This window comes from Vibrio sp. RC586, from assembly GCF_000176715.1.
Lineage (GTDB): Bacteria > Pseudomonadota > Gammaproteobacteria > Enterobacterales > Vibrionaceae > Vibrio.
Genome location: NZ_ADBD01000014.1, coordinates 54,020 through 78,347 on the forward strand (window position 1 = coordinate 54,020; position 24,328 = coordinate 78,347).

A 24,328-nucleotide genomic window follows, 5' to 3' on the forward strand; every position below is an offset into this window, starting at 1 on the left:
GCCATATCAGGATGACTGAACGGAAGGGGACTCCAGCAAAGAGAGTGCCTTACGAGAGACATCATGCGCCGCACGCGTGAAGTTTTGCTTTTCTAATGCATCCGCTAGATAAGCATAGTCTGAGACACTTGAACGTAGCGACAGCGCTTTTTCGAGATGCTTCTGTGCATCGGCCCAATGTTTTTCGCGCAGATAAAGTTGGCCTAGTGCGCTGTGTGCTTCCGCATTATGACTATCGCGGCGCAGTGCCTCTTCCAGTAAAGCGATCAGTGGATGGCGATCAGTGATATTGAGCTCTGGCAGTAGGGCATAAAGCTCAGCGGTCGGCTGTTTCTTCAAACTCTCTTTGATCACCGAAAACGCTTCATAATCGGCTTTGCGTTGAATGAGCTGAGTGATGAAACACATCAACAGTTCAGGCTCGGCTTTTAACTTACGCGACATTTGTGCCCAGTGCTGAACCAATCCTTCACTGCCTTTTTGGCTAGCAATGCTTTGTAAAATGCCACGCTGGGCGGTGAGTTCAAGCTGCTGAGCTTCTTCATTGGTCAAACGTTTGGCCTTCACCAGTTTGGGAAGCAGTTCCAAGAGCGGCTGCCATTGGCCTAAGGCTTGGTAGCACTGTTTAAGCAGGTTCAATACCACAGTATTGTGTGGATAGCTGTTTTGCAGTTGAGTTAAGGTGCTCAATGCGGCTTCATTATCGCCATCGCTCAGTTGCTGTTTCGCGCGAGTCAGTTCAACCGCTAAAGTGGCGTTGTCCTGCTTCGCCGCCAACGCTAAGTAGTGATCGCGCTTAGCTCGATCACCCATTCCATTCGCAGCTTCCGATGCGACGAGATAACAGAGCAGCGGCATATCGTGATGGTTTGCCCAGCGAGTCACTTTTTTCTCGGCTTGTTTCCAATCACCTTCAAGCAGTTTGATGATTCCTTCATTGGTATAGCGGCGTGAGCGGCGTAGCTTACGCACACTGAACCAGTTCCATGTATGAAAACTGGTATAGAGAATTTTTTTCACCAAAAATTCAAGTGCGAACAGCGCGGCTAAAGCGGCGATGATAAAGATCACCAGCGTAGTCACGCTCATTTCGATAGTGCGATTGGCAATTGAGATCAGCACATAACCTTGTTGGCCTGCATATTGAGTACCTACAAACAGGCCAAGGCCGAGGACGACAAATAAGAAAATCAGTCGAATCATTGCTTAGCCTCCGCGGTGATAGGGGTGACACTACGGCGCAAACGCTCGGTGATTACATCGGCTAACTGCTGCTGTGTTTGCAGTTTCACCGGATATTTGACCTGTACTTGCTGTTTGGCGAGTTGAGCTAGCTCTGCATTAAAGGTTTGTACGGCTTTGTCTCCAGCATTGAAGAAAGAGGCAGACCACTGTTCAGCGGTAGTCAGTGAAGTGACATAAAGGGTCTGTTGTTCGGTGTACACCCCTTTGATCGCCGTTTCTAATTTGGCTTGCAGGTTCTCTTTCAAATAAAAATGCTGAGTTGGGGAGAGCAGAGGAATCACATTCCCGTCACGAGAACGGAAGGTGATGAAGTTATCGACAAAGGCGTTGAGTGAGTTTTTCAAGTTGGTTTGCCAATCATTAATATTCTCGGATACCGCTTGGGTTTCCTGCGGTTGATCTTCTGGCAAGATCGCATTGGCCAGCGGTAAGCTGTCGACTTGTTGCTGCAAACTGATTAGACGCAGCACTAAACCATCACGATCAACCAGTGGGATATTTTTAAGCGTCGTAATGTCATTCGCCATGGCTTTACGCAGTGGCGTTAGACTGGGGTCGTTGAGCGCAGCAATGCGCTGATCGGCACTTTCCATCAATTGGGTTGCGGTTTCTACATCGTGTTCGAGGAACAGTTTACGTCCTGCGAGCTTCACCAAATAATCAGCTTCCGCGAGGAGCCAATCATTCGGGCGGCGACCTTTAATGTCAGCAACCGCGAGCTGCAAACTCTCAATACTTTTTTGCTGTTGTTCCAGTACTGTTTCTGCTCGATGAGTAATTTCTGTGGCTTGCGAGGTGGCGCTGGCCACGGTTTGCTTAAGCTGTTCGTTGAGTGCTTCGCGGGTTTGATTCAGTTCGGCACGTACCGCTTGTAGTTGTGCAGTAAATTGGGCTTTCTGTTGCTGATGAACATAAGCAAAACCAGCACCGAGTGCTAAAACCAGTAGCAAGGCGACACTAGCCAGTTTTTTGCCCTGATTATTTGGATTTTGAACTGGAGCTTGCGGTTGAGGCTCGTTAGAAACTTTAGCTGCCGCTGGTTCTGGTTGAACGGAGGCATCGACTTTTGATTCGTGCTCGATAGATGAAGTAACAGTGGGCGAGGGCACGCTGGTTTTGGTTGCAGTTTCAGGTTCTTGTTGCGGTTTATTGTTGTTGGTCATTGCTCAGAGTTCCTGTTGGTTAGGGCATTAATGCCACCACTAAATCGCGATTGGCTGCACTTGGCGTAGTCACAATCCGATGAAATCCTAGGTTATGGGCGAGTTCGGCGATGCGTTGGCTAGGAACCAGCAGAGTGAGGTGCTGTACCCATTCCAAATTGCGGCCATTTAACTGGCTAACGAAAAAAGCCAACTGTTCGCTGCTGGTGATCACCAGTGAGCTGACCCCGGCGTGTTGCCATTGTGGAACACACTCAGTGGCAGAAAAAGGCAGCTCACTTCGGCAATACGCTTCTTGATAGCGTACCGTTGCGCCTCTTTCCACTAAGGTGGAATAAATCAGCTCACGGCCACCATTGCCCCGTAATATCAATATTTTCTTACCTGCTACATGGCGTAATGCCTCTAGTGCCAACAGGTGTTCACTATCGCTAATTTCTGGATAGTCTACTGATTGTTGGCAGGCTTTGCTGAAAACATGCGCGGTTTTTTGACCAACGGCAAGGTAAATAGCGCTATTTGGCCAACAAATTCGGCGATGTTGCAGAAATTGGTCACTGAAAGTCACAGCATGCTGGCTGACGGCGATGATGATGTCGAATGAAGCTAAATCTTCTGCCAGCTCAGGGAGTTGAGGACTGGCAGAGATAGTGATCAGAGGATGATGCAGGGCAGTGATGCCCTGCTGATGAAGAAGTTGGCACAGTTCAATACCTTGTGCATCGGGACGAGTGACCAGTACTGTCATAGCACCCTCCATCGGTTACAGATGTGATGAACCATCTTGCGGCTTATTCAGGCTCGCCGTTATTCGTGTTCACAATAGAGGCGTTCCAGAATTTCTTTCGCGCCTTGCTCAAGCAGCTGTTCTGCCAGTGTAATACCGAGTTGTTCTGCTTCAGAACGAGGGCCACGGATTTCGCCATGAACGATTTGCGAACCATCGGGTTCACCCACCAGTGCACGCAGCCAAATATCATCACCATCAAGTAGTGCATAACTGCCAATCGGCACCTGACAGCCACCTTGCAGAGTCAGGTTCATCGCGCGCTCACAGCGCACGCGATCCGCAGTGTCAGTATGGTTGAGGGGAGCAAGCAGCTCACGCACTCGTTGGTCATCCAAACGGCACTCAATGCCAACCGCACCTTGACCAACCGCGGGAAGAGATTGCTCTGGTTCGATGAAGTTACGAATGCGGCTCTCAAGCCCCAGTCGTTTCAGGCCGGCGGCAGCCAAAATGATCGCATCGTATTCGCCAGCATCCAGTTTGCTTAATCTGGTACCCACATTGCCGCGCAACTCTTTGATGACCAGATCAGGACGCGCTGCTTTTAATTGGCATTGGCGACGCAGGCTGCAAGTGCCGACAACTGCGCCTGAAGGGAGATCATCAATCTTGACGTAGGTATTAGAAACAAACGCATCGCGAGGATCTTCACGCTCGCAGATGGTGACTAAACCAAGGCCTTGTGGAAAATCGACCGGAACATCTTTCATGGAATGTACGGCCAAATCGGCACGACCTTCGAGCATGGCGACTTCCAGCTCCTTGACGAATAGGCCTTTGCCGCCCACTTTGGCGAGTGGGGTATCCAAAATCACATCACCACGCGTCACCATAGTGACCAACTCCACTTGCAAGCCTGGGTGGGCGGCCATTAAGGCATCCTTAACATAGTTAGCTTGCCATAAAGCCAGTGGACTCTGGCGGGTTGCAATGCGAATTGGCGTCTCGGTCATTATGATGTTCCTATCCATCTGTCTAAAGTCGCTTAATCCTATCACTTGGGGATAAAAATGCTTACAACAAGTTCGATTCGGGATGATTTTGCAGGAAGTAATGCTACATCAGGATGGAATAGTGTGACTGTGTTCTCATTTATGCATTGGTCTATGATTACAAAGTACAATTTAGCAACAACACTGTAATCATTTAAGTTATCGTTTGCGGATAAGTGCCGACTTGGTGTGATGTGCTTCCAAGAGCGCTTTACCAAATGGTTAAGAAGTGTTAAATTGATCACGTTTTGTTGGCATGGTCGCGTAAAACATAACCAAAAAGCGGCTTGTATCTGTTATTCAGGGAAGCAACCTTGCAGGCTTATACTCAAACCTTAATCCATAGACTTGATAAGTTAAACCGGCAACGCATTGAGCGTGCGCTGGCTCTTATGGATTTGCAAAGCCAACGCGTTTTCCATTTAATTCCTACTCTGTTCCAATTTAATCATCCCCAGCTCCCCGGTTATTTTTCTGTCGATACGCCTTTCGGCATCCATCTCTTTGAAGCCAATGACATTCAGCAGCAATTTATCGATGATGCTCAATTAACCATCGGTGTATCGTTAACTCAATCAGCGAATCCGGCGATTCTTGGCTTATATACGATGGGGAGTACCTCATCGATTGGTCAAAGCACGTCCAGTGATCTGGATATTTGGGTGTGCGTGTCTGCCTCCATGAGTTGTGAAGCGCGTGAGAATCTCTCCAATAAATGTCTGCTGATCACCGATTGGGCGAAAAGTCAGGGTGTGGAAGCCAATTTCTTCATCATGAATGAAGAGCGTTTCCGCCATAACCATTCCGAAGCGTTAACCGGTGAAAACTGTGGTTCATCACAGCATTTATTGTTGTTGGATGAGTTTTATCGCTCTGCGGTGCGCCTAGCAGGTAAGCGACTGCTGTGGCAAATTGTGCCGCCAGAAATGGAAGAGTGCTACGACGAATATGTTCACGAGCTCTGTTCAAATGGCTATTTGAACTGCAACGAATGGATCGATTTTGGTAAGTTGAACCGCATTCCTGCTGAAGAATATTTCGGTGCGAACTTGTGGCAGCTGTATAAAAGTATCGACTCGCCTTATAAGTCGGTATTGAAGGCGATCCTGCTTGAAGCCTATTCGTGGGAGTACCCACACACTCAACTATTAAGTATTGATAGTAAACGCCGTTTCTTTGCCGATGAGCCAGACTTGTATGGGATGGATTCCTACTATCTCATGCTCGAAAAAGTGACCCGTTATTTAGAACGCATTGGTGACACGACTCGCTTAGAGTTGGTGCGTCGCTGTTTCTATCTCAAAACCCATGAAAAACTGTCTCGTGATCCGGGGATTGGTTCGATGCCTTGGCGTCGCGAAGCTTTGCGTGAGCTGACCAGTGAGTGGCAATGGGGCGCGGACTTGATTGCTGAGCTGGATAACCGTCGCCACTGGAAAGTGGAACAGGTGAAAGTGGTGCACCATGCACTGCTCGATGCACTCATGCTCAGTTACCGTAACCTGATTCAGTTTGCACGCCGCAATGACATCACTTCGGCTATCAGCCCGCAAGATATCTCGATTCTGGCCCGTAAGCTCTATGCTGCATTTGAAGTGTTGCCGGGTAAAGTCACTTTGTTGAACCCGCAAATTTCGCCTGATTTGCATGAGCCAGATTTAAGTTTTATTGAGGTTTGTGCTGGTCGCACCAATAAGCCAGGTTGGTATTTGTATAAACAACCACTACAAGCTCCGCGCTTGATTGGTCAACCATACCTTGAGCACAACGAATACTTGAGTAAGTTGGTGGCTTGGGCGTTTTTTAATGGCCTGATCACCGAATCCACGCGTTTGCAAGCCGTGGTGCGTGAAGCTCAGTTGGATATCGACAAGTTCTATCAGATGGTGAGTGATCTGCGTAACACCTTCTCATTGCGCAAGCGTCGTCCAACCATGCAAGCACTGGCTAATCCTTGTGAAATTAGCCAACTCGCTATGTTCATTAACTTTGAACATGACCCAACCAGTGAACTCAGTGGTAAAGCGCTGAAGGCTGATCTGAAAAACATTGATATTTTCAGCTTCGGCGCAGAACAAAAATGTTTAGTCGGCAGTGTCGATTTAGTGTATCGCAACTCGTGGCAGGAAGTGCGTACCCTGCATTTTGAAGGCCAAACTGCCATGCTGGATGCCTTGAAAACTGTGCTCGGAAAAATGCATCAGGACGCGTTGCCTCCGGAATCAGTAGACGTGTTCTGCTACAGCAAAAACTTGCGTGGTGTGATGCGTAACTTGGTCTATCAACTGCTGGCCGAGTGCATTGATTTACGTCTCAAGCCGATGGAGCAAGAGAAGCGTCGCCGTTTTAAAGCGCTGCGTATGGGTGATCAAATGTATGGGTTGTTCTTCGAACGCCGTGGTGTTTCGGTTCAAAAATTGGAAAACTCGGTCGATTTTTATCGCAGCATTTCGACCAATAAGCTGAAAGGTTCCCCTTTGCTGATGCTCGATCGCGATCAGGATTATCCTTTGCCTGCAGTGGTGGATAGTTTTGCCAGCGAAGGTTTGGTGCAGTTCTTCTTTGAAGATACCGAAAAAGGTTTCAACATCTATGTGCTGGATGAAGCCAACCGCGTTGAAGTGTATCACCAGTTTAACGGTGAAAAAGATGAGATGATTGCCAGCGTCAACAGCTTCTACACTTCGATACTGGATGATAGCAATAAGCTTGCTACGAAAAGCATCAACTTTAACCTGCCGCAGTATTACCAAATTATTCATCCTGAAGAGGGTGAGACTTACGTGGTGCCGTATCGTAACGACAGCGCCGTGTATTCCAAGCCTTCGCAAGTGGTGAATGCCTAAATCAGCGAAGCTTCAGGTTTGCTGTACAATGCCCAATAAAAAAGAGCACTGATGTGCTCTTTTTTATTGCATGACAAGTGCGCCAACTTAAGCCCAATCAATCGGCTCATCGGCGTGTTTATCACACTCTTGTTTCAGCAAGGTGAGCAGTTCAAGTCCGGTTTTGGAGCAGATCCACTCGCCATCAATCCACTTGAAATGGTAGCCGCCGGATTTTGATGCTAACCAGATTTCACGCATCGGTTCTTGGCGGTTAATGATGATTTGGCTACGGTCATCAAACTCCAATGTCATTACATTGCCTGAGGTCTCGTAGTCGATATCGGCACCGGCCTCATCAATCGCCGCTTCTATACGCTCTAGTTGGCTGTCGACGAGTTGATGAAATTCAGTTTCGTTCATCCTATCTATCCTATTGCTTTTCCTAATCGTGGTGCGATTATAGGGGGCATTGATTCAATAAGCACGATATGCAAAATGAAAAAGAAATTCACAGCACTGTTTTTGTTGTCCATGCTCGCACTGGCGGGATGTGGGCAAACTGGGCCACTTTATATGCCTGATGACGCAAAACAAAGCGAGCAAAGTCAGTAAATCACGCGACTAAGAACAAAAGGGAAAGCATTTTGGATTACTTCAATTATCAGGATGATGGCCAGCTATGGGCCGAGCAAGTTCCACTCGCCGATCTGGTAAACCAGTACGGCACTCCGCTTTATGTATACTCAAGAGCCACGCTTGAGCGCCATTGGCATGCGTTTGATAAGTCAGTCGGGGATTACCCGCACCTGATTTGTTATGCCGTGAAAGCCAACTCTAACCTTGGTGTATTGAATACTTTAGCTCGCTTAGGTTCTGGGTTTGATATCGTTTCGGTCGGTGAATTGGAACGTGTACTGGCGGCGGGCGGTGATCCGAGCAAAGTGGTGTTTTCTGGCGTAGGTAAAACCGAAGCCGAGATGAAACGTGCGCTGCAATTGAAGATCAAATGCTTTAACGTGGAGTCAGAACCAGAACTGCATCGCTTGAATAAAGTCGCGGCAGAATTGGGTGTCAAAGCGCCGATTTCACTGCGCATCAACCCAGATGTGGATGCCAAAACGCACCCTTACATTTCCACTGGTTTGCGTGATAACAAATTCGGCATCACGTTTGACCGCGCGGCAGAAGTGTATCGCCTCGCGCACAGCTTGCAGAATCTTGATGTGCACGGCATTGACTGCCATATCGGCTCGCAACTCACCGCGCTGGCTCCGTTTATTGATGCAACTGACCGTTTGTTGGCGCTGATTGATTCGCTCAAAACGGAAGGCATTCATATTCGTCACTTGGACGTTGGTGGCGGTTTAGGCGTAGTTTACCGTGATGAATTACCCCCACAGCCTTCTGAATATGCGAAAGCTTTATTGGATCGCCTTGAGCGTCACCGTGATTTGGAACTGATTTTTGAACCGGGACGCGCGATTGCAGCTAACGCGGGTGTGTTGGTGACTAAGGTTGAGTTTCTCAAACATACGGAACACAAGAACTTCGCGATTATTGATGCGGCGATGAATGATTTGATCCGCCCTGCGTTGTATCAAGCATGGCAAGACATCATTCCGCTACGCCCACGCCAAGGTGAAGCGCAAACCTATGATTTGGTTGGTCCAGTGTGTGAAACCAGTGATTTCTTAGGTAAAGATCGCGACTTAGTGCTTGAGGAGGGGGATCTGCTCGCAGTCCGTTCTTCTGGTGCGTATGGTTTTACTATGTCCTCTAATTACAATTCCCGTCCGCGTGTGGCTGAAGTGATGGTTGATGGCATTAAAGCCCATTTGGTTCGCCAGCGTGAAACCTTAAGCAGCCTGTGGGCGTTGGAATCGGTTTTACCGGAGTAAAGTTATCTTTTATGCATTTCCATTTTTCTAAAATGCACGGCTTGGGTAACGACTTTATGGTCGTTGACTGCGTTACCCAAAACGTCTTCTTCTCTCCAGAATTGATCCGTCGTTTGGCGGATCGTCATACTGGAGTGGGCTTTGATCAGCTGTTGGTGGTTGAAGCACCTTACGATCCTGAATCCGATTTCCATTACCGAATTTTTAATGCGGATGGCAGCGAAGTGGAGCAGTGCGGCAACGGTGCGCGCTGTTTTGCCCGTTTTGTACGCATGAAAGGGTTAACCAACAAGTACAGCATCAGTGTCAGCACCAAAAAAGGCAAGATGGTGCTCAACGTAGAAGAGGAAGATCTGATCACAGTGAACATGGGGGTGCCGGAATTTGAACCGAGTAAAATCCCATTTCGTGCCAAGCAGAGTGAAAAAACCTATATCTTGCGTGTCGGTGAACACACCCTGTTTTGTGGTGCGGTGAGTATGGGCAATCCGCATGTGGTGACTGTGGTGGATGACATTCGCACCGCAGCAGTAGAAACCTTGGGACCGCTTCTGGAATCTCACGAACGCTTCCCTGAACGTGTGAATGCCGGCTTTATGCAGGTGGTGAGCCGTGAAGAGATCAATCTGCGCGTCTATGAACGTGGTGCAGGTGAAACCCAAGCCTGTGGCAGCGGTGCTTGCGGCGCGGTTGCGGTCGGAATTCTGCAAGGGTTACTGGATGAGCAAGTCCGCGTACATTTACCCGGTGGTGAACTGGAAATCAGTTGGAAAGGCCCAGGTAAACCGCTTTACATGACAGGACCTGCCACACACATCTACGATGGCCAAATCTCTTGCTAATTGAGGTTCAATTTTGTCTCAGGTAACGGCAGATGCTCTGACCACCCAAGTGGTGGCAGAGTATCTTTATGAACACCCCGACTTTTTTCAGCACCATGCCTATTTGGTTGAGCGACTGGCTTTGCCGACGCAAACGGGCGCTGTATCGCTCGCTCACGTGCAGTTAGCGCGGCAGCGTCAGCGGATTGAAGATCTCGAAGAAGAGATCACCGGTTTGATGTCACTCGCCGCGAATAACGATCGCACTTTCCATGAGTTTATGGATTTGCAAGAGCAGATCCTCAAATGCTCGTCTTTGCAAGCGGTACTGCATGCCATTGAAGCGAAAGCGCGTGAGTTGAATTTACGTGCTTATGTGCGCCTTATGCAGCGACATGATGAGAAATATGGTTTAGCCAGTGAGGATTGGCAGCGCTTTTCGACCAATCACTTTAATGGCAAGCCAGCGTATTTAGGCCGTTTACGGCAAGCGGATCGCCAACGTCTGTTGGGTGATAGACCTGCGCCGGAAATGGGCTCCTATGTGGTATTACCCTTACATCGCCAAGCTCCGTTGGGTATCTTGGCTTTTGCGAGTGAAGATGGCGGCCATTTTCAGCCGAGTATGGACACCTTGTTTTTACGCCATCTGGCGTTAGTCTTAGCTCATCTGATAGAGACTTTACCTTGGCAGTCACACGATGAAGACCGAAGAACTCACCCCGCTTCCTAATGCGTTAGCTCAGCCGCTGGAACGATTTTATGCTTATCTGCACAGTGAAAAAGGGCTGAGCCTCTATACGCAGCGTAATTACAAACAGCAGTTAGAAACCATGGCGCGCTATTTAGCGCAGGTAGGCTTAACCAGCTGGCCTCAGCTCGATGCGGCGTGGGTAAGACAATTGGTCGTACTGGGTAAGCGACAAGGCATGAAAGCCAGTAGCATTTCTACCCGTTTATCGTCATTGCGCAGTTTTCTCGATTTTCTGATTTTGCGCGGTGAGTTGCAGGCGAATCCTGCGAAAGGCGTTTCGGCACCACGCAAGCAACGTCCGCTGCCGAAAAACCTTGATGTTGACGAAATGGCGCAGCTGCTGGAGGTGACCGATGATGATCCACTTTCCATTCGCGACCGTGCAATCATGGAACTCATGTATGGCTCAGGTTTACGTTTGGCGGAACTGGTGTCGATTGATGTGAAAGACGTCAATCTACGTGACGGGGAAATTCGCGTCATCGGTAAAGGTAACAAAGAGCGCAAAGTCTGGTTTGCTGGACAAGCGCAAGAGTGGGTTGGGAACTGGCTGAAACTGCGCAGTCAGTTGGCCAATAGTGACGAAACGGCGCTGTTTGTTTCCAAACTCGGTACGCGTATTTCGCACCGCAGCGTGCAAAAACGCATGGCGGAATGGGGGCAGAAGCAAGCGGTCGCGAGCCATATTAGCCCGCATAAACTGCGCCACTCTTTTGCTACGCACATGTTGGAATCGAGCAATAATCTGCGTGCCGTGCAGGAGTTGCTTGGCCACGAAAATATCGCCACCACGCAAATCTATACTCACCTCGACTTTCAACATCTGGCTCAGGTGTATGATCAGGCGCACCCTCGCGCCCGCAAAAAGAACAAGGATTAAGTATGCTGTTTTATCGCTCATTGGCTCCGATTCAAGCACTTACGTTTGATTTGGACGATACGCTTTACGACAACCGTCCGGTGATTAAGCGTGTGGAGGCTAAGGTGACTGAATGGCTATTAACCCAGCATCCTGTGACTGCTACGCGGCCCTTGAGTTGGTGGCAAGCGCTGAAACGCGATATCGCGAAACAGTTTCCCGATCAGTGTCACGATGTGAGTCAATGGCGTTATTTGCAGGTGATGTACGGATTACGTCAATTGGGATATACGCAACCACAAGCGGAGCAGGCGGCCAGTGAAACCCTTAAAGAAATGATGCGTTGGCGTAATCAAGTGGATGTGCCCGCTGAAACCCATCGTGTGTTGGTTGAGTTGGCGGCTAAGGTTCCGCTGATAGCGATCACCAATGGTAATGTGCAGGTGGAAAAAATTGGCTTGAGTGATTATTTCCAATCTGTGCTGCGTGCTGGGCCGGATGGACGTGCCAAACCTTATCCTGACCTCTTTCAGAAAGCGGCACAGCAACTGCAGCTTGAACCGTGTTCAATCTTGCATATTGGGGATCATTTGCAAACGGATGTACTAGGCGCTCGGCAAAATGGTTTTCAGGTGTGCTGGTTTAATGACCAAGGGCAGAGCATTCGTCGACACAATCAAGCCAGTGTGCTACCTGATGTCGAGATTGAATGTTTATCACAACTACTTATCTTACTAGACTAGATTCATATCATCGAGTCACAAAAATTACATTGCCTAAATATTGAGTATGGTCTGCGGTAAGGTTTGCATTGCATAATGCTTAAACATTTCACTGCCTTAGCTGCTCTTTATGTTTACGGTTTCTCGTCTCATCCCTGATTTGGCAACGGCACGCTTGGTGCTCGAAGCGATTGATCTTCCCTATGGGCAATCCGTACTCGTCCAGATTTTCTCTTCATTCAGTCCAGATCAAGTTCTTGAGCTGGCTGGACAGATCCGAAACAAATTTCCGCAGGCTTGTTTATTAGGTTGCAGTACGGAAGAGGTCATTTTCCAAGGCGAGATTCATCGTCAAACGACGTTGCTGCAAATTACGGTATTTGAGCAGGCGTATCTTAGTCGCGCAGTGGTCACCTACAGTGACGATTATGTTGAGGATGGTAAGCGCTTAGCTCGTCGGTTAGAACTTCATGAAGCCACGAAAGCCGTTGTCTGTTTTTCCGAGCAGATGGATACATTGCAAGTACCGCGGTTTGCTTTGCAAACCTTACAAGGTGTTGAGGTTCCCGTTGCCGGAGGTGCCGCCAAACAAACGCCAGCAGGACGTTGGGTGTTGTTGGATGATACTTGTTACCAAGATGCCAGTGTAGCCGTTGCGCTACATGGTGAGGCGTTGCATGTTGAAACTGGGGGTTACACCGAATGGCAGCCAGTGGGGCGAGCTTATCGTGTTACTGTGGTAGACGGCAATCGGGTGATAAGTCTTGATGATGAGCCGATTGAAGCGATTTATGAGCGTAATCTAGGCCTGCAACCAGACATGCCGCGCGAATGGCTGATCAGTTTTCCGCTGCTTAAAGGTGAGTATCGCCAGCAAGATATTTTTCTGCCGCTGAGCCAAGACCCGCAAGGTGGGATCTGTTTTGATCGACCATTGACTGTACAAGATGAAGTGCGTTTTTGCTTTAACCATCCTTCCTTAACACTGGAGCAAGTACACTTCACTGCGAAGCAGTTGCAAGCCAAGCAGTGTCAGCAAGTGTGGGTGTTTAACTGCGCCTTGCGGCTGAATTTCATGCATGAAAATCATGAACTCCGGCCTTTGCAAGCGGTGGCCCCTACGGATGGCTGTTACTGTTGGGGAGAATTACTGCATCATAAAGGGCAGCAGCAGGTAATGCACCATAGCATGACGTTCCTTGCCCTGCGTGAAGGTGAGCTGCGCGATATTGAGCTTGCACCGTTGCCAATTTATCCTCAGGTTGTCACATCGCCCTTGTTTAACTTGATTCGTCATGCGTTTCACGATTTGGATGTGATGACAGATAACCTCGCGCAGCAGATCCGTGCGCAAACTTCACTGCTCACCGCCAGTTACCGCCGAGATCGCCGCACAGGGTTGCCGAACCGTGTGGTATTACGCGAGCGATTACAGACGTTTGCAGAAAATGAACACTTAATCGTGATCAAAGTGACCAACTTCAACCAGATTAATGAGAAGTATGGTTATCCCGTTGGAGATAAATTGCTGTGTGATTTGAGCGAGCAGTTTCAACGTTATCTGGATCAAAAACTTGAAGGGTGCAGTGTACTGTATGCGATCGGTGTCGGTGAGTGGGCAACCGTGTTCCATTCTCGAGTGGATGGGAAAGGGATCCATAGCCATTTTTATCAATTTGTTGAGCAGTTGGAACACGTCAACTTCGAACCATGGGGGCTGCCGAATGTCGACTATCTCTCGATTTCGTTGTGTGCAGGTTTGGTCAGTCAAAGTGACTTTACCGAACATACACCAGACGATTTATTGCTGCGTGCGATAGAAGCACGCCGCAACGCGTTTAGTAACAATCGTCATTTTTGTAATGCGTCACGGCTTAAAACTCAGGAAACGGTACGTCAAGAGCGGCTTAACTGGCTATCACGCGTTAGCCGAGCTGTGCTGCGTGATGATGTGGTGGTGTACGCACAACCGATTTGTCAGGCACGCAATCACATTGTTGCTTCTTACGAGTGTTTGGTGCGGATTGAAGATGAAGGCGAAATTATTCTTCCCGGCCATTTTCTCCCCATTATTACCGATACGCATCTGTACACTCGTTTAAGCCGGCAGATGATCACCCATACTTTCAATATGATGCGCCATCGGCCAGAAGCGTTTTCCATCAACCTGTCTCCGCAGGACTTAATGAGTGAGCGTACTTTGCTGCATTTAGAAGCGGCGATCAAATCGATGGCGGATCCTTCACGCGTTGGTTTAGAAGTGCTCGAAAGTGAGCAAATTAAAGATTACGGACGGATGATTGAAGTGTGTAACCACTTCCGCTCACTGGGGGCGACCATCATAGTGGATGATTTTGGTAGTGGTTATTCCAACATTGATGAGATAGTGAAGTTAGAGCCACAAGTGATTAAGCTCGATGGTAGCTTGATCCGCAATATTGATCAGGATGCGAAGCAGCGTCGAATCGCAGAGCAGCTCGTGAAATTGTGCCAAGTGCTCAATGCAAAAACCGTGGCTGAATTTGTGCATAACCAGACGGTTTGTCGCATCAGTGAGGATATGGGGGTGGATTACCTACAAGGCTACTTCCTAGGTCGTCCAACCCGATTGGGGTAGTGGTAAGCTTCAGCCTGCTTGAAGTTGCAGCCGATGCTGCTGCACTTCAAGTCGGGAAAGTAGAACCCTCTATCCAGCAATGGCCGCTTTTATCTGCCTGAAACACGTTCATCGAATAGTGATAAAACTGCTCTAATACATCGGCCTGCGACTTGGCTTGAAATTGGCGCAATAAAGCTAACCCAACTTCCAGTGTGCACAGATTGCCTTGCTGTTGATTGCGCCGGAGTCGATAAGCAGAGGCTTGCTGTGTGGTGAGATGGACTCGCGGTAAGTCGGCTAGCCAAGGGCTTTTGCGCTCCATCTTTTTGGCTTCCTGCCACGTTGCATCCAGCACAATAAAGTGCGCGATTTCTTCTGGTTTCAGAGCGTGGATAGCACACTCTAAAGCCACACTCTCTTCTGAAGGGTAAACCAAAAATGATCGCGTATGGGGTTGGGTGATGTGTGCTTGCAACTCGGTGTTGGCAGATACTCGACTCCACGAGTAAGCGTGGCACTCAGTCATGGATTTGATCAACCAGCGTCCGGTATTGGTCTCTCGCTGCCACTCATTGTCATGGGTGAGCAGCGAGAGTTGAAACGGTGCACTGAACTGAGGAATAGCAGTACAGAGGCATTGGTATTTTAGCCCGCACTCAGGACACGCCGAACTCACAGTTTGACACCCGATTGCATGGGTGAGAGGCCATCCGAAAACAGGATCACTTGGCTTACCTGATCTGCGCTGGCTTCGGGTGCAACACTTGGGTTAGTGGGGTAACTAATGCCATTGTATTGCAAACGGTGTAGAGCTGGTTTGGCTCCACCACCACGCACGTTGAGCATCAAGTCTTGCCAACCATGTTGGGTCTGTTTACCTAAGTGAATCGGATTTTGTACGAGAGTAATGCGGCTGTTGAACTGCCACTGCTGATTTTGCTGCTCGAAAATCAGCAAAGTACAGCCTCCGGTACCACACCAATCAAGTTGAGCCAGTAATTCGGGTTGCTCATCGCCATTGAGATCATATTTCAACCAACGATATTGGGTTTTATCTGGCGCGGTTTTGTGCAAAGTGAAGTAGCGACGGATAGCTTGATCCACCTCTTCTTGATAATCCGCGCGCCCTGCGATTTGCTGAGCATGAATAGCCGCTTGGCCTACGATGGGGGGCGGTGTTGCTTCGCTCAGTTCAATCATGGAACGAAACAGCACCAAGCCGCCATCCGCGATGTTGTAAACCGATTGCCCAACTTTTTCTTTTTCGGCGGTGATTTGATAACCATCACGAGTAAAAATGCGTTCAGAGAGCAGGTATTGTTGCTGGTGGCGGGTCATCACCACTTGGATCTGGTCAGGGTTAATTTGTTGCCAGTATCCTTGTTCAATGACGGCCGGTTCGCCATTGGCGTATTCATAGCGCGTTTGTGCAGTGTGATCTTTTTCTAAGGTTAAGCTGACACTAAAACCCGTTTGTTCGGTTGAACTTGCAAAATAGACGCCGCTCCATTCTAGGGTTGGGTCAATATTCGCCAAGGTTGCACAGCCTTGATATTGCTCGCCTTTGAGCGAGAGAGTTGAACGCCATTGATAGAAATTATCGCTCATGCCGTCTTTACACTGCCCTTGCTCAAGCAGCAGTTCACCTTGATCAAATTGATAGCGGCGTTGTTCGTTACTCAATTGGGTACGCGTAATCGCGAACTGCTGTTTTTCGCCACCTAAAGGTTGGAATTGCAAGCCATCATCGACAAAGCGGATTGACCAGAACGGTTCATTACCAAAGGCGCGAGTTGGGTTGGCGGCTTGCTCACAACCACGGCTTTCACGGCTCAGTTGGTTAACGCTCTGAACTTCAATTCGTGCCACGTAATCACCGTTAAAGCCAGTTTGGCTCGGCGGTGTTAACGTCCCCACCATCTCCCCATACAAGGGCTGATATGGACTTTGGCTGAGTGCAAGGGCTTCACGCAGTTGTTCTGGGGGTAAATTGAGCCAGTATTGTTGATGGCTACCACACGGCGTAAAACGTCGCACTTCATGGCCTACAACTACCTCGCCACGCAACATAAAACTTTGTGGTTGGATGGTTTCGGGGTTATCGAGCGAAGCGGGGATGACTGGTGTTGGTTCTGGTTCTACGCTGGGGGATGAGATGTTGGAACACGCTTGCAGTAGCATAGTAAGCGAGATAACGCAGAGGGACGAAGCTCTCATTGATCAATTCCTTTGGCTCGATATGGATGGAGTACGGATTCAGTGGCCGAAATTATGGCATAAAGGCTAGGACATGCTAAACCGTCACAGGGTTCAATTGACAGAGTGCGGACACATAATCCCTTTGCTTGCGAAGTGTTTCGCAGTTTCTGGGCTGAGCGTTGGAGTGTGACGTTGTGAAAATACTGACGGCAGCATGTCGCTGCCGTCGATGAAGAATCCTGCTGCTTGGTGAGAGCTGCGGGAGAGTGTTAGGAAAGGTTTAGAACAAATGTTGGTGCAGGTAATGCGCGACGGCATCATCTGCGTTACTGCCGATTACTTCATTATTCGGCAGGGCTTTAAACACTTTTTCATGAGCGGTACCCATGACTAAACCTTTGCCTGCCATGGAGAGCATTTCGACATCGTTCATGCCATCACCAAATGCGATGCAGTTTTCTAAGCCCAGTTGCAGTGATTCCGCAACGGCTTGCAGAGCTTCCCCTTTCGACACGCCAGCACACATCACTTCTAAACACCAAGGTGTTGAAAACGCGACATTAATTTTGTCACCAAAGCGTTTGTTAAGCAGCGTTTCGTACTGAACCAGATGTTCATGTTCTTGATTTTCGTGAGTAAAGAAAATCTTCGCGATGCCATCGGTCGGTGCATTATCAATATCAAAAATGCGATAGCTGAAACCTGAGTCTTCGTGGAAGTTACGCAAAACGTCATCTTCTTTGTTCAGCCTCCACTCATCATTGTGGTACAGGTGAACAAACAGTTGTTCATCTTCCTTCACCACATCAATGATGGCTTGTACCAAATCTTGTGGTACGTTTTTGCTGTACATCAGTTGGTCATTTTGGTCATGCACACGAGCGCCGTTGGAGGTGATCATGTAAGCCGGAATCCCTGCAATTTCACGAATACCAGCCACATCAATATGGTGACGGCCAGTGGCAAAAATGAAAGTGAAACCTTGGTCATGCAGCTGTTTGAGCGTTTGTTTTGAAAAATCACTCAACTGATGGTTAGGGGCGAGTAAGGTACCGTCGAGATCCGACGCCACGATTTTATAAAGCTGTTTTTGTGCGAAAGTGGTCATAAAGTTCTCATGTTTCACTGTAGGCAGGATGACCTGTCACCCTATCTTGTTAGTGTAGTGGAATTAAATGCGGAAAAAGAGGGTAAACCTCTCTTGTGGTTTTTCCTCAATTTTAAGCTTGCACTGAATGAGTCGAAAAGAAGCGTAAAATATGCGCCAACGCCTGATCACGATAAGCATCTTGCTCAAAAAGCAGTTCATGTCGAGCACCTAAAATTGTCTGTAACTCGGCATATTGTTGAGTCCGTGACAGTTTCTTGAGTAACCGGTTTTGTGCTTGATTACAGACGATTGCTTCTTCTTCCGCTTGTAAGATCAACATGGGTATTTTGATCTGTCTTGTCATTTGTAAGCACTGTTTAGTGGCGAGCAAACTTTGCCATACCCAACGATGACTCGGGCCACCAATTTGTAATTCAGGATGTGCTTCATACAGCTCTCGAAACAGTCGGTAGCGGATTTCACTGTGCGTTAGTAGATTGAGATGAAAAGGTTTTGGGTGATAAGCCCCGTAACCCGGCGCATAGGTTGGCTGCGGTGAAAATGCTGTCATCAATTGGGTGATGAGCGGGGCAATGGGGCGCAGATACCAAGGCATATTGACTCCAAACATTGGGGCGCTCATGGCTACGGCATGAAAAGGGTGGTTTGGCGTAGTTTGAAGATAGCGTGTTGCGACAGCCCCCCCCATGGAGTGAGCCAGCAAAAAACGTTGCGGGTAGCCGTTGAGATCGAAATGTGCGACCAAGCCTTGTAAATCAGTTACATAATCTTGGAATTCATGGACATAACCGATTTGTTGATCTTCGGTCAAGCGATCTGATAGCCCTTGGCCTCGATGATCGTAGGTATAAACATCAAACCCTTGACAAAAAAGGTCATAACACAGCTCTTGATATTTCCACGCTGATTCAATACGACCATTCACGATCACGACCGCTTTTTGGTGTGCAGGATGTTTTAGACTGCACCAATAAATGTGCTTTTTATCAAAACTGCGATAAGTTCCTTCATGGCGATTGTGCCACACTTGAGCTATCTCAAAGTTGAGAGCTTGCTCCAAGAGAGACTCTTGCGTATAAGGATGAGGTTTTTTGTCAGAGTTCATAAGTCGATGATTTTTTGGCGCGTTGGCATTTGGCCTCTGTTGGCTAGCATAAGTCAGGAATGAGGAATTGCAATGGATATCCATGTTTGGCTTGCCTATGTGCTGACTGCGATTGTGTTTAGTTTGGCTCCCGGCTCGGGTACGGTCAATTCGATCAGCAATGGTTTAAGTTATGGTACACGCCACTCTCTTGGGGCGATCATCGGTTTGCAGATTGGTCTGGCTTGTCACATTGTGTTGGTGGGGGTAGGGATTGGTGCCTTGGTGGCTCAATCGGCGTTTGCGTTCTCCCTAATTAAGTGGGTGGGGGCGGCCTATTTACTGTGGCTAGGTATTCAAAAATGGCGTGATAGCACTCCATTGGCCACGATCTCTCCGCAGGCGGAGCTCTCACAATTGGCGCTCTTGCGTAAAGCGGTATTGATTAACCTGACTAACCCTAAGTCTATTGTGTTTTTGGTGGCATTATTCCCCCAATTTATTGATCCAACAAGGGATCAATTGCCACAGTTCTTGGTTCTCGGTCTGACAACCGTTACCATTGATGCCATTGTCATGTTCGGATACACCGCGTTGGCTGCTCAGTTGGGGCGTTATATCCGTTCTCCAAACGTAATGAACAAAATGAATAAACTGTTTGGTTCGATGTTTATGGGTTGCGGAATGTTATTGGCAACCGCCAAAGCCTAAAGCAAAGCCGCTCTTTGAGGAAACCATGTACACTACCTATGTTGCACGCCAACCGATATTGAATGCGAAACGACACACGTTAGGTTATGAACTACTGTTTCGTGATGGAGAGAAAAACTCATTTCCTGAGTACATGGATGCGGATCGGGCTACCTATCGACTCATCGTTGAAAACTTTTTATCCATGGGAACCAATCCACGGATTGCTCATTCACGCTGTTTTATCAACTTTCCGCATAAAAGCCTGATTCGGCGTTTGCCATTAACGCTGCCGCGTGAACAGATCGTGGTGGAAATACTCGAAACTTGCCAACCCACCGATGATCTCTTTGAGGCGATACAAGAGCTGAGTCAGCGTGGTTACTTGCTGGCCTTGGATGACTTCGTCTACTCACCCGCATGGGAGCGCTTTCTACCTTATGTGCAGATTGTCAAAATTGACATCATGGCGATGGGATTGGACAAGGCGTGTGAGTTTGTGCGTGATCGTCTATCGCAGGGGAGTCGCCGCCGCTTTTTAGCTGAGCGAGTTGAGACCGAAGATGAGTTTCACCAAGCACGCCATGCTGGTTTTACTTTCTTCCAAGGTTATTTTTTCAGTAAACCCGAAATCATTAAGCAGCGTTACGTTAGCCCAGAGCATGTCATTGCTATGCAGTTGTTTAATGAAGTTTGCCAGCCTGAAGTGGATTATGTCCGAGTTGAACGATTGGTGGCGCAAGATCTCGCGCTCTCTTATAAGCTACTGCGCTTTGTGAATACCATGTCGGATCGACTCTCGGTGTCGATTTCTTCATTTCGACAAGCCTTGGTTTACTTAGGGCAGGATAAACTGCGGATCTTTGTCTCTTTAGCGGTGGCCTCTTATATTTCTTCCACGAAGCCGAAAGAGTTGTACAACTTATCGTTGCAAAGAGCGCAATTTTGCCAATTGATGGCGATGCACCCACATTTTAAAGCCTATCGTGATCAAGCATTTCTCATTGGTATGTTTTCGGTTTTGGACGCGTTACTGGATACCTCGATTGATCAATTGGTGGAACAGCTACCGCTAGCCGATGACGTGAAGCAGGCATTGCGAGATCGAGAAGGCCCATTAGGAACCTTACTTGATTTGGAAGAGTGTTTTGAAAAAGCGGATTGGCAAGGGGTTGAAAAACATTGTGAGCAACTTGGTTTCGATTTGAAAGATGTTCGTCAGGAATTGATTGAAGCCCAGCGTTGGAGCCAGGACATCAATCGATTAATCTAGTGAGGTGGCCGGCCAGCCCGACTCTGAGGGTGTAGGACAATAAAGGCTGACCGACCAAATAGAGTTAACCTTTCTGCACCTTGTGTTTTTTCAGTTTATTGCCTCGGCAATTTATTTCAGCCAAGCGTTGAGCATCCAAACCAGTTTCTCTTGTTCACGGATGTAATCGCTCATTAACGCAGACGTCCCTTCATCCCCTGCTTTACCCGCAAGTTCTGAAATCTCACGTTGTTGGTGGAGTAGGATACTAAAACCCTCCACTAGCCCGCGCATGCTGCTATGGCCATCAAGCGAGTCAGTATGTTCCTTGATTTGCGCTGCTTTGAGATAACCGCTAAAGCTGTGCATAGGTCTAGCGCTAAGCGTCAAAATACGCTCTGCCAATTCATCAATTTTTAGCTGTAAGTCGGTATAGATCTCTTCAAACTTTGCGTGCAGTTCAAAAAACTCTTTACCTTGAATATTCCAGTGGTAACCACGGGTATTCATGTAAAACACTTGATAGTTAGCGAGTAAGTTGTTGAGCGCATTCGCCAGTTTTTGACTTTGTGTGGTATCAAGACCAATCAAATTCGTATTCATGTTACACCTCTCAGTTATGTGTTCTGCCTTGCGGCTTGAGTAAAGAATAAGCGGGGAAGGTGGTGAAGGAAATTTGCTTATTTTGATTTATTCAATAGCCACAGACTATCAAGGGAGAATGGGATGTGACCTTTTGCGGGAGATTGACTCAAGATTAACAGGCATGGACGAAGAGTCTTTATAGTGCAATGAAAAAACAGGAACTGAATGTGCAGCAACGAGTCTTTTTCTTCGATTTATTGAGAGCGATCGCCGCGGTAGCCGTGATTGCGATTCATGTATTAGCTCCCTATCGCGATTTATTAGGGGCGATCCCTTTCGCTGAGTGGCTCACCGCTGTTACGGTTAATGGAGCAAGTCGTTGGGCGGTGCCAGTATTTATTATGATCTCAGGAGCGCTCATGTTGAGCGATCGTAGGCCTTTTGCGCTGCGTTATTACCTAGAGCGGCGATTGGGTAAAGTGCTTATCCCGTTTGTGGTTTGGTCACTGTTTTATGCCGTTTTATCTGGTTGGAGTGTCTCTGGCTTTGATGGTGCAATCGCATGGCAAACTTTACTCTCAAGTCCACAGCATGAAACCTATTACCACCTAGGCTTTTTCTATTACTTTATTCCACTTTATTTAGTGATCCCTTTCCTGCAATGGGGCGTTCAACGTTGGGATAATTCTGCGCTTTACACTTTAGTGGCGGTGTGGTTGCTGACCACAGCACTGAATTTGCTAAGGCTAGATGGGCCTTGGAGTAATGATTTGTGGCTATTTTCAGGGTATTTACCACTCGGTTATCTACTTTATCAAAAGTGGCCATTACATCGTCGGAGTGTATTGGGGATAGCCTTAATTGGACTGGTTTCACTTTATATAACGGTACATGGCGTGGTGATGCTTAGTCTGGCCGAGAATGAGTACAGCGTTGGACGTTGGTTTTCATACAAGACGATCAATGTGGTGTTAATAGCGAGTATGGTGTTTATCTTGGCGCGCGCCTTAGCCACTAAGCTGCCGTTGAGTTGGCAGCGAGGTGTTAGCTTTGTCAGCCAACATAGCTTAGGTATCTATCTATTGCATCCTATTTTTCTCTGGCCAATGAAAGCGTATGGCTGGTGGCAAGGAAATCCTGCGTGGGTGATCCCACTCTGGGTCGTAATCAGTGGAGTGGGATCGTTATGGATCAGTTGGCTAGTCTCACGCAGCCCTAAAACACGTTGGCTGTTGCCTTAGCGTTTTAAGGCGAAATGCAGAAATTGGGTGCCACGGTAGGTAAGAGTGCCTTTATCACCGGGATTGAGCGCATGGAAATAATGAATGCCAACTTGAAACTCGCGTTTAGGCCCTACACGACCTTTTTGTACGTAAATCCAAAACTCTTGATCGTCTTGGCCGGGAAGTGGGTGAGGAATATCGATAACCTGCTTATCTAGAATCGTCACTTCGGCAGTTTTCTCTGGCGCATTTTCTCCATGAATGTGGCGACGATAGAAGTGGCTGAAAAACCAAAGTGCAGCAATAATCAATAAAGCTAAAGAGATCAACAGAGTGTAGGGCATGTCCGCCTCCTATGCGAAATACGCAGTCATTTTAGCGAATGACGTATTTTGCCAAGTAATTTGTGAGTAGAAAGAGACGTCAGGCGATAATCCGGTGAAATTTTTCGGCTTACCTCACATTTTGTTGGCCGTTGAACTGCTAACAATTGGATATTGCTGCTTTGGCTGTTAGAAAGGAAACGATAGGTGAGGATAGCGCAGGAGGGCGAATATGTCAGAAATTGAACAAGTTGTTCTACGTACGCGAAAACTCGAAACCTTATTGCGTGAGCAATACCATGCTGAAGGAAAAGGGTTGCATCAACTGGTGAGTAGCTGTGAAGAGCGTTTGCCGCATGATGTGATAAAGAAACTTCGCTATGTCGCGACCATTCGCAATAAATTGATGCATGAAGATGGTTATCAATTAGACAATCGCAAAGCATTTTTGGCGGTCTGCCAAGAGTGTGAAGATGAGTTAACCCCAAGAAGTGGAAAATTTGTTTGGCGACTTGCTTTTATGCTGATGGTATTGATGACGTTGGGAGCAATATTTTTCTATTACTTGCACTGGGAAGAGCTGTCGCAGCACTTGCAGTAAATGAAATTCTGGAAACAAAAAGGACGCAATCGCGTCCTTTTTTGTTTTTAAACAGTGACTTAATACATCATGGGCAGTGTCATTAGGCCAATGATTACTGCGATCATAACGAGTCCTTGTTTCTGAGATGAAGAAATCATAACACTGCTCCTGTATTGGTTTCTGATTCTATGAAAAAAGAATAGAACATTTATCAGGCTTGATCAATAGATCTCTGGCTAAACTTAAAAAAAATACAGTTATTTTGGCTTAATTTTGGTTTTTATTGAGAGAAAAGGCATGGTTTTGAGATGTTTTAATCATAATCAGTGTGAGTGTTTATTGTTCTCCTGTTTAATTATCTTATTGTTTTTATAGTGTTTTAATATTTTAACCTGTTGGTTTATCTTTGTTCTGCTTGTTCTTATGGGGTGTTTTGTCTACTTGGTGCTTGGGTTTTTGCAAATTACCACTTTGTGAGAAAATAGTTTTAACTGTTGATAGCTGTTCTCATCTTATGGCTTGTCTGATGAGAGTGTTTTTATTTTTTGCTTGTTAAAGCTTACATTTCATTGTTTTTTTATTTGTCTTGTGGTTTTTATCTTTTATC

General features: G+C 47.5%; 23 protein-coding genes. 12 read left to right on the forward strand and 11 right to left on the reverse strand.

Going from position 1 to position 24,328, the window contains the following annotated elements; translation table 11 throughout:
- Nucleotides 1-6: 6 nt before the first annotated feature.
- Genes VOA_RS00885 through hemC form a run of 4 tightly spaced genes read right to left on the reverse strand, consistent with a single transcriptional unit; the run spans nt 7 to nt 4,151 of the window.
- On the reverse strand, nt 7-1,203 hold the full coding sequence (locus VOA_RS00885) for a heme biosynthesis protein HemY (protein ID WP_000620209.1): 1,197 nt from the start codon (nt 1,201-1,203) through the stop codon (nt 7-9).
- On the reverse strand, nt 1,200-2,408 hold the full coding sequence (locus tag VOA_RS00880; RefSeq protein WP_000183819.1) for a uroporphyrinogen-III C-methyltransferase: 1,209 nt from the start codon (nt 2,406-2,408) through the stop codon (nt 1,200-1,202). Before VOA_RS00880 ends, VOA_RS00885 begins: the two co-directional genes overlap by 4 nt.
- A 19-nt stretch (nt 2,409-2,427) precedes the next feature.
- Entirely contained in the window at nt 2,428-3,156 is a 729-nt protein-coding gene (locus tag VOA_RS00875) for a uroporphyrinogen-III synthase (RefSeq protein ID WP_000217489.1), read from the reverse strand.
- Nucleotides 3,157-3,215: 59 nt separating this feature from the next.
- Nucleotides 3,216-4,151 (reverse strand): hydroxymethylbilane synthase, encoded by a 936-nt coding sequence (gene hemC, locus VOA_RS00870; protein WP_000141028.1) that lies wholly within the window; start codon nt 4,149-4,151, stop codon nt 3,216-3,218.
- A 353-nt stretch (nt 4,152-4,504) separates the two neighbouring features.
- Between hemC and VOA_RS00865 the strand changes: the two genes are divergently transcribed.
- Complete coding sequence (locus tag VOA_RS00865; protein WP_001149672.1) at nt 4,505-7,036, forward strand: class I adenylate cyclase; 2,532 nt, start codon at nt 4,505-4,507, stop codon at nt 7,034-7,036.
- Between the two features lie 87 nt (nt 7,037-7,123).
- Here the strand turns inward: VOA_RS00865 and cyaY are convergent, their stop codons facing one another.
- Nucleotides 7,124-7,438 (reverse strand): iron donor protein CyaY, encoded by a 315-nt coding sequence (gene cyaY, locus VOA_RS00860; RefSeq protein ID WP_001005954.1) that lies wholly within the window; start codon nt 7,436-7,438, stop codon nt 7,124-7,126.
- 75 nt (nt 7,439-7,513) lie between these two features.
- On the opposite strand from cyaY, the gene lptM reads away from it, so the two are divergent.
- The 7 genes from lptM (at nt 7,514) to VOA_RS00830 (ending at nt 14,689) form a co-directional block, all read left to right on the forward strand.
- Nucleotides 7,514-7,630 carry an LPS translocon maturation chaperone LptM gene (gene lptM / locus VOA_RS20540; RefSeq protein ID WP_000726425.1) on the forward strand — a complete coding sequence of 39 codons (117 nt, stop codon included), beginning with the start codon at nt 7,514-7,516 and terminating at the stop codon, nt 7,628-7,630.
- 32 nt (nt 7,631-7,662) lie between these two features.
- Nucleotides 7,663-8,916: a diaminopimelate decarboxylase gene (gene lysA, locus VOA_RS00855; RefSeq protein ID WP_000384385.1), complete on the forward strand. Its 1,254-nt coding sequence runs from the start codon at nt 7,663-7,665 to the stop codon at nt 8,914-8,916.
- Between the two features lie 11 nt (nt 8,917-8,927).
- Nucleotides 8,928-9,758, forward strand: a complete 831-nt coding sequence (dapF, locus tag VOA_RS00850) for a diaminopimelate epimerase (RefSeq protein WP_000545407.1) — start codon at nt 8,928-8,930, stop codon at nt 9,756-9,758.
- A 13-nt stretch (nt 9,759-9,771) separates the two neighbouring features.
- Nucleotides 9,772-10,470, forward strand: a complete 699-nt coding sequence (locus tag VOA_RS00845) for a DUF484 family protein (protein ID WP_000084660.1) — start codon at nt 9,772-9,774, stop codon at nt 10,468-10,470.
- Nucleotides 10,439-11,371, forward strand: a complete 933-nt coding sequence (xerC, locus tag VOA_RS00840; protein WP_000845503.1) for a tyrosine recombinase XerC — start codon at nt 10,439-10,441, stop codon at nt 11,369-11,371. The genes VOA_RS00845 and xerC overlap by 32 nt, the downstream gene beginning before the upstream one ends.
- A gap of 2 nt (nt 11,372-11,373) precedes the next feature.
- Nucleotides 11,374-12,093, forward strand: coding sequence for a 5-amino-6-(5-phospho-D-ribitylamino)uracil phosphatase YigB (gene yigB / locus VOA_RS00835; RefSeq protein WP_000899924.1), 720 nt, complete (start codon nt 11,374-11,376; stop codon nt 12,091-12,093).
- A gap of 109 nt (nt 12,094-12,202) precedes the next feature.
- Nucleotides 12,203-14,689, forward strand: a complete 2,487-nt coding sequence (locus tag VOA_RS00830) for a bifunctional diguanylate cyclase/phosphodiesterase (protein ID WP_000495594.1) — start codon at nt 12,203-12,205, stop codon at nt 14,687-14,689.
- A gap of 46 nt (nt 14,690-14,735) precedes the next feature.
- Here the strand turns inward: VOA_RS00830 and VOA_RS00825 are convergent, their stop codons facing one another.
- The 4 genes from VOA_RS00825 to VOA_RS00810 all read right to left on the reverse strand — a co-directional run bounded on the left by VOA_RS00825 (nt 14,736) and on the right by VOA_RS00810 (nt 19,086).
- The gene (locus VOA_RS00825; protein WP_000092776.1) at nt 14,736-15,347 is read right to left on the reverse strand and encodes a tRNA-uridine aminocarboxypropyltransferase; all 612 of its coding nucleotides are present in this window, start codon (nt 15,345-15,347) and stop codon (nt 14,736-14,738) included.
- The gene (locus VOA_RS00820) at nt 15,344-16,888 is read right to left on the reverse strand and encodes a COG3650 family protein (RefSeq protein ID WP_032468429.1); all 1,545 of its coding nucleotides are present in this window, start codon (nt 16,886-16,888) and stop codon (nt 15,344-15,346) included. Before VOA_RS00820 ends, VOA_RS00825 begins: the two co-directional genes overlap by 4 nt.
- A 262-nt stretch (nt 16,889-17,150) precedes the next feature.
- Nucleotides 17,151-17,978, reverse strand: a complete 828-nt coding sequence (locus tag VOA_RS00815; protein ID WP_000206329.1) for a Cof-type HAD-IIB family hydrolase — start codon at nt 17,976-17,978, stop codon at nt 17,151-17,153.
- 112 nt (nt 17,979-18,090) lie between these two features.
- Nucleotides 18,091-19,086 (reverse strand): alpha/beta fold hydrolase, encoded by a 996-nt coding sequence (locus VOA_RS00810; RefSeq protein WP_001083476.1) that lies wholly within the window; start codon nt 19,084-19,086, stop codon nt 18,091-18,093.
- Nucleotides 19,087-19,158: 72 nt separating this feature from the next.
- On the opposite strand from VOA_RS00810, the gene rhtB reads away from it, so the two are divergent.
- Both rhtB and VOA_RS00800 read left to right on the forward strand, forming a co-directional pair.
- Nucleotides 19,159-19,776 carry a homoserine/homoserine lactone efflux protein gene (gene rhtB, locus VOA_RS00805; protein WP_000351240.1) on the forward strand — a complete coding sequence of 206 codons (618 nt, stop codon included), beginning with the start codon at nt 19,159-19,161 and terminating at the stop codon, nt 19,774-19,776.
- A 25-nt stretch (nt 19,777-19,801) separates the two neighbouring features.
- Complete coding sequence (locus VOA_RS00800; RefSeq protein ID WP_000288842.1) at nt 19,802-21,028, forward strand: EAL and HDOD domain-containing protein; 1,227 nt, start codon at nt 19,802-19,804, stop codon at nt 21,026-21,028.
- Between the two features lie 111 nt (nt 21,029-21,139).
- On the opposite strand, the gene VOA_RS00795 is transcribed toward VOA_RS00800, so the two are convergent.
- Nucleotides 21,140-21,610: a Dps family protein gene (locus tag VOA_RS00795; RefSeq protein ID WP_001095479.1), complete on the reverse strand. Its 471-nt coding sequence runs from the start codon at nt 21,608-21,610 to the stop codon at nt 21,140-21,142.
- 209 nt (nt 21,611-21,819) lie between these two features.
- On the opposite strand from VOA_RS00795, the gene VOA_RS00790 reads away from it, so the two are divergent.
- Complete coding sequence (locus tag VOA_RS00790; protein WP_032468434.1) at nt 21,820-22,833, forward strand: acyltransferase; 1,014 nt, start codon at nt 21,820-21,822, stop codon at nt 22,831-22,833.
- Here VOA_RS00790 and VOA_RS00785 read toward each other — a convergent pair.
- Nucleotides 22,830-23,159: a DUF2500 domain-containing protein gene (locus tag VOA_RS00785; protein ID WP_001147125.1), complete on the reverse strand. Its 330-nt coding sequence runs from the start codon at nt 23,157-23,159 to the stop codon at nt 22,830-22,832. The two genes, VOA_RS00790 and VOA_RS00785, sit on opposite strands and share 4 nt — an antisense overlap.
- Nucleotides 23,160-23,370: 211 nt before the next feature.
- On the opposite strand from VOA_RS00785, the gene VOA_RS00780 reads away from it, so the two are divergent.
- On the forward strand, nt 23,371-23,739 hold the full coding sequence (locus tag VOA_RS00780) for a hypothetical protein (protein WP_001289437.1): 369 nt from the start codon (nt 23,371-23,373) through the stop codon (nt 23,737-23,739).
- Nucleotides 23,740-24,328 lie beyond the last annotated feature (589 nt).